Source organism: Sphingorhabdus sp. 109 (assembly GCF_902506555.1).
Taxonomy (GTDB): Bacteria; Pseudomonadota; Alphaproteobacteria; order Sphingomonadales; family Sphingomonadaceae; genus Parasphingorhabdus.
Genome location: NZ_LR732707.1, coordinates 3,336,281 through 3,351,870 on the forward strand (window position 1 = coordinate 3,336,281; position 15,590 = coordinate 3,351,870).

Genomic DNA, 15,590 nt, shown 5'->3' on the forward strand with positions numbered 1-15,590 from the left:
ATGCGTGAAACCGGACCATTGCCACAAGACCATCCGCCCGTCGCGGCGAAAAAAGTCGGCCTGCTGCTGGTTAATCTCGGCACGCCCGACGCGCCGGAGAAGAAGGCGGTCAAGCGCTATCTCAAGCAATTCCTGTCGGACAAGAGAGTGGTCGAGATTCCCTCGGTCATCTGGCAGCCGATTTTGCGCGGGATCATCCTCAACACCCGTCCGGCAAAATCCGCTGAAGCTTATGGTCTGGTCTGGACCGAGGACGGTTCGCCATTGGCGTCCTACACGCGCAAGCAGGCGGAAAAGCTGGCCCCCAAAATCGATGGTGTAATGGTCGACTGGGCCATGCGCTACGGTAATCCGAGCATCGCGTCCCGGCTGGAAGCGATGAAGACGGCAGGCTGCGATCGCATATTGATCGCGCCGCTCTATCCGCAATATAGCGGCGCCACCACCGCGAGTGTCCATGATGCGGTGTTCGACGCGATTGCTGCCATGCGCTGGCAACCCGCAATCCGGCTGCTCCCCGCCTATCATGACGATCCGGCCTATATCGACGCGCTGGCGACCAGTCTGGAACGCGATCTTGCGGCGCTGGATTTTGTTCCCGACGCGATTGTCGCCAGCTTCCACGGCATGCCGCAACGGACGCTGGAACTGGGCGACCCCTATCATTGCCACTGCCAGAAGACCGCGCGTCTGCTGTCCGAAAAGATGGGCCGGGAGCTGGTGGTTGCTTTCCAGTCGCGCTTTGGCCGGGCGAAATGGCTCGAACCGGCAACCGACGCGACGCTGGAAGCGCTGCCGGGGCAGGGGAAGAAGAATATCGCGATTTTCGCGCCCGGTTTCTCGAGCGATTGCCTCGAGACCTGCGAGGAGCTGGCGATACGGGGCAAGGAGCAGTTTCAGGCCGCCGGCGGCGAGAAATTCGTCTATCTGCCCTGCCTCAACGACAGCGATACCGGGATGGACATGCTCGAGTCGCTGATCCGACGGGAATTGTCCGGGTGGCTCTAGAAAGGCCTGAAATCTTCCACCCGCCGGTCAAGCGGAGTATCACCATTGCCGGGCATCAGACATCGATTTCTCTTGAGCCGCTGTTCTGGGACATGCTGAAAGCGGCCGCCGACAGCCGCGATCTGCCAGTCAACGCACTGGTCGCCCGGATCGATGTCGAACGCATCGCCGCAGAGGAACCGCCCGGTCTTGCAACCGCCATCCGTTTGTGGCTGACCAATGATATGCTTGGAAAAACCGCGCAAGCCGACTAAGGGACGCCCATGAACGCTACGCTTCTTGTCATGGCAGGCGGTGCGATGGGTGCGGCGGGACGCTATCATCTCGGCCGGCTTGTCTTTCACCTTGCTCCCGTGGGATACCCCATAGGAACTCTGGTGGCCAACGTGACTGGCGGTCTCCTGATGGGCGTGCTGGCCGGTGTTCTGGCGCGCAGCAGTTTTATCGACGAGCCGTGGCGGCTCTTGCTCGGCGTCGGCCTGCTGGGTGGTTTTACAACTTTTTCGGCCTTTAGTTTGGAAGTTCTCAATATGATCGAGCGCAGTCAATGGGGCGTAGCAATCGTCTATGCCCTGGTCTCCGTCGCCGGTTCGGTGCTGGCCCTGTTCGCCGGTCTGATGGCCGTCAGGGCGCTGGCATGAGCGGCTTCGACCCCACCGCCGAAAGCGGCTCCGAAGAGGAAAAGCCGCAGGGCTCGACCAAGGAGCAGAAGCAGGCGCTGAAGACACTCGATGTTCGGCAGTTCACGATCTCCGCCGACGATGACGATATCCGGGTGGATCGCTGGTTCAAACGGCACATGGAAGATGTCCCGTTCAACATTGTCTCGCGCTGGGCGCGTACCGGACAATTGCGTCTGGACGGCAAGCGTGTTTCGCCAGGGGATCGCGTGCAGGCCGGGCAGGTTCTGCGCGTACCCCCGCAGGAAATCGAGCGACCGGGCCGTGTTGTCAAGGCCAAGGCTGACCTGTCGCAGGACCAGATCGATTTCGCGCGCGAACTGGTGATCCACAAGGACAAAGCCGCGATCATCGTGAACAAGCCGCCGGGTCTCGCCACTCAGGGTGGTAGCAAGACGACAACCCATCTCGATGGCCTGCTCGACGCGCTGACCTTTGATGCCAAATCCCGGCCCAAGCTGGTCCACCGGCTCGACAAGGACACCAGCGGGGCGATCCTGCTGGCCCGTTCGCCCGGAGCGGCTTCGTTCTTTTCCAAGCGTTTTTCGGGCCGCGACGTGCGCAAGGTCTATTGGGCGATCGTCATGGGCGTTCCGGAAATCGCCGATGGCATGATCGACCTGCCGCTTGCCAAACAGCCGGGTTCGGGTGGCGAAAAAATGCACGTCGACGAGGAAAACGGCCAGTCCGCCAAGTCGCGTTACCGGATCATAGAACGCGCCGGCAACCGGGCCTGCTGGGTGGAATTGCAGCCCTATACCGGACGCACCCACCAGCTGCGCGTGCATATGGCGGCGATCGGCCACCCGATCGTCGGCGATGGCAAATATGGCGGAAAGGATGCTTTCCTGACCGGCACGATCAGCCGCAAGATGCACCTGCACGCCCGCCGGTTGCGGATTGAGCATCCGGATGGGCACACGCTCGACGTCAGCGCCGACCTGCCGGCCCATTTTGCCGAAACGGTGGATAATCTCGGGCTCGATCTGCTGCTCGGCGATCTGCCGCTCGACGAGAAGAAACCGGGTGGCAAGCTGGTCCGCAAACAGCAGGCCAGAGCGCATGCCAAACAGATCCGCAAGGACAAACGGGGCGAACGGCGCGGTCGCGGCGAGACCACGGGCAAGCCGACCAAGGCCGGCAAACCGACCAAGCGCGAACGGCCCAATGCCGGCAAGGCTACGCACAAGAAGAACATGCCGCACAAGGCCAAGGTCAAGCAGGCGCTGCGCAAGAAGCCCAGATAATGCATCCCGATCCCGCCTTCCGCTGGCCCAGATCCGCCAATGATCATCACGACGCCGACGAGCGGGCAGCGCTCGAGGCGATGATTGCCAATATCGGGTTCGGCATGGTTTTTGCCGAAACGCCGGACGGACCGCGTGTGGCCCATGTGCCGGTCTTTTCCACCGGCGACGGTGCGCTGCAATTCCATCTGTCGCGCGGCAATGCGCTGACCCGCCATATTGCCGGGCACAAGGCGCTGTGTGTGATCAATGGGCCCGACGCCTATATCAGTCCGGACTGGTACGACATGGACGATCAGGTGCCGACCTGGAATTATCTGGCGCTGGAACTGGAGGGGACGGTCCGGCAGATGGAGCGCGAAGGCCTGATCGGCCTGCTTGACGACCTGACGGAGCAGAATGAAGCGAAGCTGGCGCCGAAGCAGCCGTGGCACCGCGACAAGATGGATGCCGCAAAATTCGACAAAATGGTCGATGCAATCATCGGTTTCGAGATGGAAATACTGGCCTGGCGCCCGACCGCGAAGCTTGGCCAGAACAAGCCGGCGGCGGCGCGGGACAATGCAGCCGCTGCGCTGAATGCCACGGGCCGGCGGGCGATGGCCCATTTGATGCAGGAATTCGGAGACACATGAGCAACAAGCTAGCCCTGTTCGATTGCGACGGCACGATGGTCGACAGTCAGGCCAATATCTGCGCCTCGATGGATCAGGCCTTTACAAAACATGGATTGGTCCCACCCGATCATCATCTGGTGCGGCGGATTGTCGGTCTCAGCCTGATCGAGGCGGTATCACAGCTGCTGCCCGGCGAGGACGCTGAACTGGTCGCGGCGGTGACCCAATCCTACAAGGACGGCTTTTTCGAAATGCGTCAAGCGGGCGGCGTGCACGAACCGCTCTACGAGGGATTGCTCGAGACACTGGAAGAATTGGAGGCATCCGGCTGGGTGCTGGGGGTCGCCACCGGCAAGTCGGACCGCGGCCTGCAGCATGTGCTGGAAACCCACGGTCTGCTCGACCGCTTTGTCACTCTCCAGACGGCGGACCGGCATCCTTCCAAGCCTCATCCGGCGATGGTTGAACTGGCGATGGCCGAAGCGGGTGCGGCGCCGGAAACCACGGCGATGATCGGCGATACCAGTTTCGACATGGCGATGGCGGTTAACGCCAGCGTGCGGCCGGTCGGAGTCGACTGGGGCTATCATGACGAGCATGAACTGATCGAGGCCGGCGCGGAAATAGTGGTGGCCAATATGGCGGACCTGCATGGAATATTGAACCGATGACCGATCCGATCGACAGCCAAGACGAACGCGACGAATATATCCCCGATCCGGAGAAGGAAAAGCAGGCAAAAGCCGTGCACTGGCTGATCAGCATCATCCGCCTGCTCGGCGTGGTGCTGGTGATGCTGGGTCTGGCGATCGCGCTGGACAAGCTGCCGCCGGTTCCGGCTCCAGTGGGCTATGTGCTGCTCATTATCGGTCTGGCCCAGATGTGGGTGCTGCCGGTCTGGATCATCCGCAAATATATCCGCGCGCGGGTTGCCGAGGAAGAAATCGCGAAAGCGGCAGAAGGCGCGGACGCCCCATGAAGCGATTTTACAAGGAAGCATCGGTGTCGCCTGCCGGTGACGTCTTTGCCATCATGCTCGACGGGCGCCCCATGAAAACGCCGCAGCGCAATGCGCTGGCTGTACCGACCCCCGCGCTCGCCGATGCGATTGCCGCGGAATGGGCGGCCCAGGAAGACGATATTGTCCCGGTTTCGATGCCGCTCACGGCTCTTGCGCAAGGCGCGCTTGACCAGGTTGGCAACGAGCGTGAGCGGATCGTCTCCCGTATCGCGGCCTTTGCCGACAGCGATATGCTTTATTACCGGGCCGACGGGGGGCAGCAGGCACTGATCGATCATCAGGCGGAGCATTGGGATCCGCTGCTCGAATGGGCGCGGCAACGCTATGATGTGGGGTTCAACCTGATCCACGGCATCCGCTATCAGGCGCAGCCCGAAGACACCGTTGCCCGTCTGACCGCTGCGGTCGAGGCGCAGCCCGATTTTGTCATCGCCGCCATGCTGTCGCTCGTCGGCCTGTCTGGCTCGCTGATCGCCACACTGGGGCTGGTCGAACAGCAATATGATATTGATCAACTCTGGCCGCTGGCCAACCTGGAAGAGCTTTGGCAGGAACAGCAATGGGGGCGCGATGATCAGGCCGCTGCCCTGCGGGATCGCAAGAAAAAGGAATTCGAGGCGGCAGCCCGCTTTCTTGATCTTTCCCGTAGTTAGTTTTTCCCTTTGATCCGTTTTTCCGTTAAAGGGCTGAAACTGTAACGGAGACTACATGACAACCGAATCCACTTTATGTGCCACGCCTGCCGAAGCCGTGGCGCTGCTTGAAAAACTATACGCGGAACAGATTGAAATCACCGCCGCGCGCTTTCGCCGCTACGCGACATCGAAACTGGCCAAGGATGACCGGCAACAGGGCCTGTATCCGCAGATCAGCGTTGAAATTCCCGCCGATCAGGCGACCGAGACCAGCCATCTGGCGTCCGGCCATCTCGCCGATATCAACACCTATCGCACGACAATTACCGAGCCGAAGCTGTACCGCGAATATCTGCTGGACCAGCTGCAACGGATCGACAGCACATTCACCGCGAAAATCCGGGTCGAACTGTCCGACACGCCGATACCGCTGGCCTTCGCGCTGGAAGATGCCGGCGCTGGCCTGGATCGCGCGAAAAAGGAGAAGCTGCCCAATTATTTCCACACGCCGAATCTGGTCAAGACCAATGACGAGATCGTCGATGGCGGCCAGATATTCCAGGGCGAGGAAGCCTCGGCGCTGGCGCTGTTCACCGCCGAACGGGTCGATTATTCGCTGCACCGGATCCGCCATTATTGCGCCACCGATCCGGAACATTTCCAGCCGTTCATCCTGTTTACAAATTATCAGCGTTATGTTGACGAATTCATCGAATATGGCCTGAAGGAAGTAACGTCGGGTAAGGCCACGATGCTGGTCGAGCCGGGCAACCGGATTACCGGTCAGGATGGCAAGCCGTCCGCTCCACCAATTGCCAAGCCGCCGCAAATGCCGGCCTATCATCTGGTCCGCAGCGACGGCCGGCCCGGCGTGACCCTGGTCAATATCGGCGTCGGCCCGAGCAATGCCAAGACGATCACCGACCATCTCGCGGTGCTGCGTCCGCATGTCTGGCTGATGATCGGCCATTGCGGCGCGCTGCGCCGAACCCAGCGGCTCGGTGACTATGTCCTTGCCCACGCCTATTTGCGTGACGACAATGTGCTCGACGATGTGCTGCCACCGAGTATTCCGCTGCCGACGATCGCCGAAGTGCAGCTGGCGCTGACCGAAGCGGTGCAGGCGGAAACCGGCATCGACAAATCGAAGCTCAAGCAGCAATTGCGCACCGGCACGGTGGTTACCACCGGAGACCGCAACTGGGAGCTGCGCTTCGAACAGATTGCCCGCCGTCTCAACCAGTCCCGCGCCATCGCTATCGATATGGAAAGCGCGACGGTTGCCGCCAATGGCTATCGCTACCGCGTGCCCTACGGGACGCTGCTCTGCGCCTCGGACAAGCCGTTGCATGGCGAGATCAAGCTGCCCGGCATGGCCGATGCCTTTTATCAGGAGCGGGTGGGCCAGCATCTGGCGATCGGCCTGCGTGCGATTGATCTGCTGGCCAAAGAGGCGGACGAGGGGACGCTGCACAGCCGCAAACTCCGGAGTTTTGGCGAGCCGTTGTTCCGCTAGCGATCTTTCCCCTTGCAGGAGAAGTTCCGGCTGTGCCTCCTCACAACTGTCCTTGCGTGCCCTTCGCCGCCGCCCGCAGCGACCAGATCTCGCCGCGGGTCTGACAGACGATCTGTCAGCCGCCGCTGAATGCCAGCGCCGGCATCTTCCAGCGCGGGGCATCCCGCATTGTTCGACCGCCGGTTTCGCTCCCACACCGCTTTCCGGCCATCATATATCCTTGGCTTTTTCGAGACTCGTTCCTATCTATGCACCCTGTAGTAACTATAGGGTCAGGCATGAGAATCGGCGAGTTGGCAAAGCAGACGGGCACGAAGGTCGAAACCATCCGCTATTACGAATCCTCCGGACTTTTGCCGGAGCCGGCGAGAACACAGGCAAATTACCGCGACTATGACCTGTCCCATATGGAGCGCCTGACGTTCATCCGGCGCTCGCGTGCGCTGGGATTTACGCTCGAATCGGTTCGCGAACTGCTGAGACTGGCCGATGACAGCGAGGATCCCTGCGATGCGGTCGATGAAGTGGCCTCGGCGCATCTCGTCGCCGTGGACCAGAAAATTGCCGATCTCACCGCCCTGCGCGAGGAATTGTCGCTGATGTTGCAATGTTGCGGTGATGGCACGGTTGGCGAATGCAAGATCGTCTCTGCCCTGGCTTCACCGCGCTTGCCGGGCGATGCAGGCTGAACGGCTTGCTTTCGTCAGCGACTCTGCGGTGCAACCGGCCTCCCGCGCGAGGGGGCCAGACGCCCCGGACGCTTTCTAAATTATAGGACCTTCGCGATAAAATCGGCGTGAAACTGCTCCATAACACCGGACAGTTCATCTTGGCCACTGGCGGTCAACCGGACCTTGTCGTCGTCTTTTTCGACCAGACCTTTGCTTACCATCAGGTCAAGGAATCTCTGGGTTACAGAAGGACCGCAGGAAATATAGTCGGAAATCTCGTTTTCGCTCAGTGCAGCGCTATCGGCGGTGTGCAATGCCAGCAGGATATCCAGGCACGGCGCTGCCGGAATTCTCAGATTCTCGAAAAAATGTTCGGATATCTGGCGCCGGGTTTTTGCAACGATCCGTACGAAGCGATCCAGTCTTTTTTTGGAGAGGTCGGTCAAGAGATTTCAACGTTTGTTATGGTCAGGGATGCCGTTTTCAAGTTCATATTTGCGCTAAACTGTTCCAGAATGGACATTTCACGCAACAAGCAGGCCATTCCCAGCCTAGCAATAAAGCACCAGCCCGACAACACGATGGGATGTGGCGTAAACTCGTGTAACTTTGCCCGTTCCGGATAGTGCCGTTGCCTCGGCGCTATGCTGTCTTCGCGACGCTGTGTGGCCCGGAACAGAAATGGGGCGACAGGATTGTCACATGGTTTATCTCTGTGCGGCAAGGCGGCCGATACCGCCTAGACACCAAGGGCTGCCGCAGCTTCCCTGATCCGCTTGGACTCGGTCCCGTCATTTTTGAAAGCCTTCAAGGCGCGGTCGAGCGCCTGTTTCGCCTGTACGGTCTGGCCCAGTTGCATGCGGCTGCGAATCAGCATGATCCAGCCATTGGCATCGTCGGGGTTGGACTGCAGCCGCTTGTCCAGACCATCGACCATATTGGCGATCATGGCCTCCTGCTGGCCGGGCGGTAAGGCGGCCGCTTCCTGCATTTGCTGTCGGCTGGGACCGGGGATGGCCGCCGTGGCGACTGCCGGACCGTCGGTCGTGACGCCGCCTGTCGGTGCAGCGGGGGCGGCTTTCGCCAGACGGGCTTTCACATCGATGCCTTCATTCTCCGCCACCTGGCCGATGACACGCCGGATATCGGCGGCATAAGGCGCGTCGGCAGGCGTGTCTTCGAGCAAGGCGAACCAGTCGTCGATCGCCCCCCGGTGGTCACCGGCCATGTCTTTCTCTACTGCCAGAAAATAGCGCGCGCGGGGATCTTTCGAATCATGTTTCAGAGCGTTGCGGAAGGCGGCTGCGGCGTCGTCCGGTACTTGCTGTCCGTTGCTAGCCATGACCAGCGCCTCACCCAGCATCGACCAATATTCGGGATTGTCCGGATCCAGCGTGGTGGCGCGCTTCATCGCGGTAGCCGATTCTGCAAATTTTCCGGTTTCGAAATAACTCCAGCCCAGCATCCGCCAGCTTTCCGCATCGTCGGGATTTTCCTGCAGCTTTTTTTCCAGACCGTCGATAACCTCATCGACGCTGGGTGCCGCCTCGGTCCCGGCATCGGCAATAGTCGTGCTGCCACCGCTCTCGTCATTCATGCTGCGGTAGACCTGCACCGCCACCGCTCCCAGCGCCAGCAAAGCCGCGACGATAAGCGCGATTCGGCTGATATTCATCGATGGAGCTGGTTTCGCCATGGTCAATCCTCGGGCTGTTTCACATATTCATTTTACCGTGCAGGGATAAGCAGCCGTTACCTGCCTGACAAGCACCGAGATAGCTGTGATATTTTGCACTGGCAATGAAGAGGCATTTTGGTAAGATACTGCCAAAGTTCAATCTTTTGGGTCGCGCTAAAGCCGAATTACAAGCCGAACCGGATCGCTATGACGTATGAGGGTGCGTTGGTCGGGGAAAGCATAAGGGGGAAGCGAGCGCGTGTCGGACAAGTTTCGTGTAGTCATCATCGGGTCCGGACCGGCGGGCATGAGCGCGGCTGGCCGCGCGGCGCAGCTCAAGCTGAAGCATGTGCTGCTCGAAAAGACCGACCATCTCTCCGATACCATCTTCAAATATCAGAAGGGCAAGCATGTGATGGCGACGCCGAGCCAGCTCGTGCTGCGCTCGGACATGAATTTCGACGCGGGCAAGCGCGAGGATATTCTCGGCACCTGGGATGAACAGACCGCAGAGCGCGGCGTCAACGTCAGGTATAATGCGGAGCCGGTCAAGATCGAAGGTGAGGAAGGCAATTTCACCCTCACCCTGAAAAATGGCGATACAGTGCAAGCCGAAACGATCGTCATGGCGATCGGTACGCAGGGCAATCCCAACCTGATGCGTTGCCCCGGCGGCGACAACAAGATGGTGCAATACCAGCTCGACGATCCGGGCGAATATTATGACGAGCATATCACGGTCATTGGTTCGGGCGATGCGGGAATCGAAAACGCCCTGGGTCTCGCTGCCGATGCGGCGCAGAATAATGTTGTCACCATTCTCAACCGCTCGGCCGAATTTGCCCGTGCCAAGAAAGCCAATGTGAAACTGCTGATGGAAGCGGGCGAGCAGGGCAAGGTGATGATCCGCAACGAGACGACGCCGGCCGAGGTCAGGGACGGCGAACTGGTGCTGGAAACCCGCGACGGGCAAGAGACGATCAAATGCGACCGGATCATCGCGCGCATGGGCAGCGCGCCGCCGCGCAAATTTGTCGAGGAATGCGGAATCGAATTTACCAGCGAAGACCGCGAGGCCTATCCCAAATTGTCGCCGGCCTTCGAAAGCACCAAGAAGGGCCTATACGTTATCGGTGCGCTTGCCGGCTATCCGCTGATCAAACATTGCATGAACCAGGGCTATGATGTCATCGAGTTCATCAACGGCAATAGCGATCTGAAACCCGCCGACGAGCCGATCCTCGAAGAAAAATTCAGCAGCCTGCCGAGAGGGCGGACGGTTGACGAATGGCTGGAATTTTTCCGCGCCAATATAACCATCCTCAACGAACTTTCACCCTTGCAGATGCGCGAATTCATGCTCGACAGTCAGCCGCAAAGCTATCGCCGCGGCGAGGCCATTTTCGAACGAAGCGATCCGGGAAGTTCGCTGTTCGCTATTGCCCAGGGTTCGGTCGCGGTCGAAATCAATCCGGACGATCCCTCGATCACTGTGCCGATCGAACAGGGTTCGATCTTTGGCGAGGTCGGTCTGATCTCGGGCCGCCGCCGCGGCGCGACGATCAAGGCCGCCGAGGATGTCATCGTCGTCGAAATTCCACGCACCGCGGCGCTGAAACTGCAGGCATCGGTGCCGGCTGCGAAGCGCGCTATCACGCGTATTTCCACCGAACGGCAATTGCTGCAGATGTTCGGTTCGGGTCTGACCAGAGAGGATATTGCCGAGGTTGTCGAGACCAGCGAGATCATCAACGTCCGCGCCGGCGAAGCGATTATCGAAGAAGGCGGCGAGGGCAACGACATATTTGTCATTCGTGTCGGCTCGATGGTGGTCGAGAAGCAGATCGGCGGAAAACCGGTGTTCCTCTCCTATTTGCCGGCCGGATCCTATGTCGGGGAAATGACGTTGATCGCTGGTGGTTATCGCACTGCGACGGTCAAGGCCGCAATCAAGTCGGAAGTGATCAGGATCAACGGTGATGCCTTTAAGAAAGTGCTCGATGCCCATCCGGACCTGATGCGCAAGGCGAAGATGGAAATGGCCGCGCGACAGGATGTAAACGCCTTTGTCGAAGCGAAGAAGGACAGTTTTTCGGGCGTCGTCGACATGTATTCGGGCATTGCCAATTTCCTCGTCGACAATGGCATTGGCGAAGCCACGGATGTGCTGCTGATCGACGAAAATCTCTGCGTCGGTTGTGACAATTGCGAGAAAGCCTGTGCCGACAGTCACGAGGGCCTGTCGCGTCTCGATCGCGAGGCGGGCAAGACCTACGCCCATCTGCATGTGCCGACCAGTTGCCGCCATTGCGAGCATCCGCACTGCATGTCCGACTGCCCGCCCGATGCCATTCATCGCGGTCCCGATGGCGAGGTGTTCATCGACGACAGCTGCATCGGCTGCGGCAATTGCCAGCGCTATTGCCCCTATGGTGTGATCCGCATGGACAAGGTGCCGCCGAAAAAGCCCGGCCTGCTCAGCTGGCTGTTCTTCGGCACCGGTCCGGGGCCGGGCGAGCCGGACAAGACTTGGAGCGCCGAGCATAGTGATCCATCGGTGGAGAAACCGAAGAAAGCGATCAAATGCGACATGTGCGCCGGGATCAAGGGCGGCCCCGCCTGCGTTCGCGCCTGCCCGACCGGTGCGGCGATCCGCGTGGCTCCGGAGGAATTTCTCACCGTCGCCAAGCTGGAAGGGGAAGAGGTGTGAACTGTTTGTTTTTGCAACATCCCGTTCGTCCTGAGCTTGTCGAAGGACAGATGGCAAGACGCGGTGCTTCGACAGGCTCAGCACGAACGGTATCACCAGACACCAAACCCGCAGCAAAGGGGGGCACCCCATAATGGCCAGCAACGCCATCCCGGCCCCGTCCGGCCGCAAGAAAGTCGCGATGCACGACGGCTTCCTGAAACATGCCGGGTTCCGCTGGCTGAAGATTTCCGCGGCGATCATGCTGGTCTGTATCGTCAGCTATCTGCTTGTCGATGTGTCGCCGCGGCACAATGGCGGCAGCTGGTACGGCTATACGCTGGGCACGATCGGGGCGCTGCTGATCCTGTGGCTGACCATGCTGGGCGTGCGCAAGCGGGCGATGACACCGGGCCAGTGGTCACTCAAGGCCTGGACCTCGGCGCATATCTATCTCGGGCTCAGTCTGATCGTGATCGGCACGTTGCACACCGGCTTCCAGCTCGGCTGGAATATCCACACCGCCGCCTATCTGTTCATGATGATTGTGATCATTTCCGGCATCGTCGGTATCTATTTCTATGTGACCATACCCAAGGCGCTGTCTGACAATCGCGACGAAATGACCGAGACCGAGATGCTCGAAAATCTTCGCTCGCTCGACCGGCAATTGCACGAGGCAGCGCAGCCGCTATCGGCGGAACATGCCACCCAGGTGCTGCAATCGCTTGAACAAGACCCGTTTGGCGGCGGCTTCTTCCGCCGCATTTCCGGCAAATATCCCGATTGCGCGACCCGTCAGGCGCAGGCCGACCTGCGTCGCGAGCGGGCCTACCAGCCTAAAATGGGCGGTGACGATCCGCTCGACAAGGTCGAGGCGCTGCTCGAAAAAAAGGAATCCACATTGGGTCGCGTCCGCCGCCACCTGAAGCTCAAGGCGATGCTGCAGGTCTGGCTCTATATCCATGTTCCGATGACGTTCGCGCTGATCGCCTCGCTCACCGCGCATATCATCAGCGTATTCTTCTACTGGTAAGGATGGAGAGACCGATATGACCTTCATTGTTCGCCAGATCACCACCACCGCCGCCGGCCGGGATATTACCCGGTCCAAGCCCTTCTCGACGGATGAAATCGGTGTAGGCCGCAGCACCGGCAACGCGATCCACCTGCCCGATCTTGCCGTCAATCCGGATCATGCGGTCATTCGCAAGCGTGACGATGGGCAACTCATTGTCGAAAGCACGTCGGGACAGAATTTTACCCTCGACGGACAGCAGCGGATTTCCGTCACCATCGATCCGGCCACCGGGGCGGAACTCGGCTTCGGCGGCCATATCATTGTCGTCAGCGAAGAGGGTGATGATATCATCCTGACCGTCAAGCGGGTCGAGGCTCTTTCCGATTCCGCCGAAACGCGCAGCGAGTCGACGCTGTACACGCTCAAAGGGCTGCTCCCGGGCAAACGGGTCAGCGCGTGGGGCTTTATCGCGCTGGTGCTGGCGGCCTTTCTGGTCTGGCCGATCTACACCTGGGCGACCTGGCGCGGGGTCGAGGAGCGGCCCGACCAGTTTCACGCCGACACCATGTGGTCCTCGGGCGCGCTGAGCAGCGCGCACCATGGATTGGAGCAGGATTGTCAGGCCTGTCATGTCGACGCCTTCGTCACCGTGCAGGACCAGACCTGTCTCACCTGCCACGAAGATGATGCGCACGACCATGCGGCCAAGCCGCGCCTGCTGACGGCACGGGGCGACCCGGAAGGTTTCGGCAAAATCGGCGCCGCTTTCGCTTCGGCTTTCAACAAACCGCCGGGCAGGTGTGTCGAATGTCACAGCGAGCATGAAGGCGCCGGTGCTATGGAACCCACTGCGCAAAAATTCTGCGCGGATTGCCACAACGGGATGGATGCACGGTTGACCGACACGAAATTGGAAAATGCGTCGGACTTCGGCATCGAACATCCGCAATTCCGGCCCGCTGTGCTGGTTCGCCCGGGCGGCAAGAACCCGCCGCGTGAGCGTATCTCGCTGGATGACAAGCCGACCGAGAATAACGGCCTGAAATTCCCCCATGACCTGCATCTGTCGAAGACCGGCGGTGTCGCGCAAATGGGGCGCCGGCTGGCGGCGGACTATGGTTTCGGTCCCTCTCTGGTCTGCAAGGATTGCCACACGCCGGACCCCAAGGGCGTGCGCTTCGAACCGGTCGACATGAAGGAAGACTGCAGCATGTGCCACAGTCTGGCCTTTGACGAGATTGGCGGCACGGTGCGGACCCTGCGGCACGGCGAACCGGCGATGGTGCAGGCCGATCTTCGGGCCTATTACCGCTCCACCGGCCCGGCCCGGCCGATCAATCTCGGTGGAATGAAACGCCGCCGTCCGGGCGAAAGCAACGATATCCGCGTCGCGAGCGACTATGCCCGCGCCGTCCGTTTCCGGCCAAGCCGCGCCAATCTGGCGATCAGCGAGGTCTTCTCGCGCGGCGGTGCCTGTTTCGACTGTCACGGCGTCACCCCGCCGACCGCGCGCGGTCGGGTCGACTACGGCATCAAGCCGGTGACCCAGACCGACCGCTATATGCACAAGGGCTGGTTCAGCCATGACGCCCATAAGGAAGAAACCTGTGAAAGCTGTCACAATGCACCGGCATCGAAGCAGGCCACTGACCTGCTGTTGCCGGGCATAAAGACCTGCCGCGAATGCCACGGCGGCGAATTTCAGGAAGCATCCGACGTGCCATCGACCTGCGCCATGTGTCACGACTATCACGCCGATGACGGAGCGCCCTGGCTGATCAAGGAACAACAGAAAGACAAGCAGACAAAGCCGGAGAAGCAGATTGCCCGGCGCTAGGGCAAAGGCAAAAAGGGGAGAGCGTCCATGCTGATGGCGCAGATCACGGATATTCATCTGGGCTTTGACCCGGATAATCCGGCAGAATTCAACCGAAAGCGGCTCGATCAGGCGATCAAGGCGATTTGCGCGATGACTCCGCAGCCCGATCTGTTGCTGGCAACCGGCGATCTGGTGGACCGCGGCGATCAGGAAAGCTATCAGCGGCTGGAAAATGCTCTGTCCGTCGTGCCCTTTCCGGTCCACATGTGTCTCGGCAATCATGATCTGCGGGCGCCGTTTCGCAAACAGTTTCCCGACGTTCCGGCCCCCGACGGCTTCGTTCAATATGAGGTGGACACGGCGGAGCTGCGGCTGCTGTTTCTCGACACGCTCGAAGAGGGGCGTCACGGCGGCGCTTTCTGTGAAACCCGTGCCGCCTGGCTGTCCGCGCGGCTGTCCGAGCAAACGGACAAGCCGGTCATCCTGATCCTCCACCACCCGCCGGTCGAAAGCGGGATCGAGTGGATGACCACCCATCCCGACGAGCCATGGGTCAGCCGGCTGGCGGAAACGGTGGCGGGTCATGACCAGGTCAAGGGCATGATCACCGGCCATCTGCACCGCAATATTTCCACCTGGTGGGGGGATGTCAGCCTGGCGATCTGTGCATCCACCGCGCCGCAGGTGGCGCTGGACCTGAGCGCGATCGATCCGGAAAATCCGGATGGGCGCAACATGATCGTTGCCGACCCGCCGGCCATTGCCCTGCATTACTGGAACGGCCGGCAGTTGATCAGCCATTTCGAAAATGCCGAAGAGCATGTGATGCTCGCCCGCTATGACGAGAATCTGCAGCCGCTGGTCCGCGCCTTGCTTGCTGAAAGACCGGAATAGCCGGATATTCCGATGTCGTTCATCGGCAATAAACAGTCGTTCGTCTAATATTTGATTTCCAACGCAACCTTTTTTGCGTTTCCGCTCCGCTTTG

At 60.3% G+C, this 15,590-nt stretch carries 16 protein-coding genes; 14 read left to right on the top strand and 2 right to left on the bottom strand.

All coding sequences use genetic code 11. From position 1 onward, the window contains the following. The 10 genes from hemH (at position 1) to BOSE62_RS16005 (ending at position 7,413) form a co-directional block, all read left to right on the top strand. Positions 1-1,008 (top strand): ferrochelatase, encoded by a 1,008-nt coding sequence (gene hemH, locus BOSE62_RS15960; protein ID WP_159647718.1) that lies wholly within the window; start codon positions 1-3, stop codon positions 1,006-1,008. Further along, positions 999-1,262, top strand: a complete 264-nt coding sequence (locus BOSE62_RS15965) for a ribbon-helix-helix domain-containing protein (protein WP_159647719.1) — start codon at positions 999-1,001, stop codon at positions 1,260-1,262. The genes hemH and BOSE62_RS15965 overlap by 10 nt, the downstream gene beginning before the upstream one ends. Before the next feature lie 9 nt (positions 1,263-1,271). Beyond that, positions 1,272-1,649 carry a fluoride efflux transporter CrcB gene (gene crcB / locus BOSE62_RS15970; RefSeq protein ID WP_201295693.1) on the top strand — a complete coding sequence of 126 codons (378 nt, stop codon included), beginning with the start codon at positions 1,272-1,274 and terminating at the stop codon, positions 1,647-1,649. Continuing rightward, positions 1,556-2,935, top strand: coding sequence for an RluA family pseudouridine synthase (locus BOSE62_RS15975; RefSeq protein WP_159647720.1), 1,380 nt, complete (start codon positions 1,556-1,558; stop codon positions 2,933-2,935). The genes crcB and BOSE62_RS15975 overlap by 94 nt, the downstream gene beginning before the upstream one ends. Next, a complete protein-coding gene (locus BOSE62_RS15980; protein WP_159647721.1) occupies positions 2,935-3,570 on the top strand; it encodes an FMN-binding negative transcriptional regulator in 636 nt (211 codons plus the stop codon). The genes BOSE62_RS15975 and BOSE62_RS15980 overlap by 1 nt, the downstream gene beginning before the upstream one ends. Further along, positions 3,567-4,223, top strand: coding sequence for an HAD-IA family hydrolase (locus BOSE62_RS15985; protein WP_159647722.1), 657 nt, complete (start codon positions 3,567-3,569; stop codon positions 4,221-4,223). The genes BOSE62_RS15980 and BOSE62_RS15985 overlap by 4 nt, the downstream gene beginning before the upstream one ends. Then, positions 4,220-4,531, top strand: a complete 312-nt coding sequence (locus BOSE62_RS15990) for a hypothetical protein (RefSeq protein ID WP_159647723.1) — start codon at positions 4,220-4,222, stop codon at positions 4,529-4,531. The genes BOSE62_RS15985 and BOSE62_RS15990 overlap by 4 nt, the downstream gene beginning before the upstream one ends. Then, on the top strand, positions 4,528-5,226 hold the full coding sequence (locus BOSE62_RS15995) for an ATP12 family chaperone protein (RefSeq protein WP_159647724.1): 699 nt from the start codon (positions 4,528-4,530) through the stop codon (positions 5,224-5,226). Before BOSE62_RS15990 ends, BOSE62_RS15995 begins: the two co-directional genes overlap by 4 nt. Before the next feature lie 55 nt (positions 5,227-5,281). Beyond that, entirely contained in the window at positions 5,282-6,724 is a 1,443-nt protein-coding gene (locus BOSE62_RS16000) for an AMP nucleosidase (RefSeq protein WP_159647725.1), read from the top strand. 278 nt (positions 6,725-7,002) lie between these two features. After that, on the top strand, positions 7,003-7,413 hold the full coding sequence (locus BOSE62_RS16005) for a MerR family transcriptional regulator (RefSeq protein ID WP_159647726.1): 411 nt from the start codon (positions 7,003-7,005) through the stop codon (positions 7,411-7,413). A gap of 80 nt (positions 7,414-7,493) precedes the next feature. Here BOSE62_RS16005 and BOSE62_RS16010 read toward each other — a convergent pair whose 3' ends face one another. After that, positions 7,494-7,841: a hypothetical protein gene (locus tag BOSE62_RS16010; protein WP_159647727.1), complete on the bottom strand. Its 348-nt coding sequence runs from the start codon at positions 7,839-7,841 to the stop codon at positions 7,494-7,496. A gap of 293 nt (positions 7,842-8,134) precedes the next feature. Continuing rightward, complete coding sequence (locus BOSE62_RS16015; RefSeq protein WP_236554084.1) at positions 8,135-9,091, bottom strand: tetratricopeptide repeat protein; 957 nt, start codon at positions 9,089-9,091, stop codon at positions 8,135-8,137. 241 nt (positions 9,092-9,332) lie between these two features. Here BOSE62_RS16015 and BOSE62_RS16020 point away from each other — a divergent pair, with 241 nt between their 5' ends. The 4 genes from BOSE62_RS16020 to BOSE62_RS16035 all read left to right on the top strand — a co-directional run bounded on the left by BOSE62_RS16020 (position 9,333) and on the right by BOSE62_RS16035 (position 15,496). Then, the gene (locus BOSE62_RS16020) at positions 9,333-11,783 is read left to right on the top strand and encodes a cyclic nucleotide-binding domain-containing protein (RefSeq protein WP_159647728.1); all 2,451 of its coding nucleotides are present in this window, start codon (positions 9,333-9,335) and stop codon (positions 11,781-11,783) included. Positions 11,784-11,916: 133 nt separating this feature from the next. Then, positions 11,917-12,798, top strand: a complete 882-nt coding sequence (locus tag BOSE62_RS16025; RefSeq protein ID WP_159647729.1) for a hypothetical protein — start codon at positions 11,917-11,919, stop codon at positions 12,796-12,798. 16 nt (positions 12,799-12,814) lie between these two features. Next, the gene (locus tag BOSE62_RS16030) at positions 12,815-14,620 is read left to right on the top strand and encodes a cytochrome c3 family protein (protein WP_159647730.1); all 1,806 of its coding nucleotides are present in this window, start codon (positions 12,815-12,817) and stop codon (positions 14,618-14,620) included. A gap of 27 nt (positions 14,621-14,647) precedes the next feature. Beyond that, positions 14,648-15,496, top strand: coding sequence for a phosphodiesterase (locus BOSE62_RS16035; RefSeq protein WP_159647731.1), 849 nt, complete (start codon positions 14,648-14,650; stop codon positions 15,494-15,496). Positions 15,497-15,590: the final 94 nt, after the last annotated feature.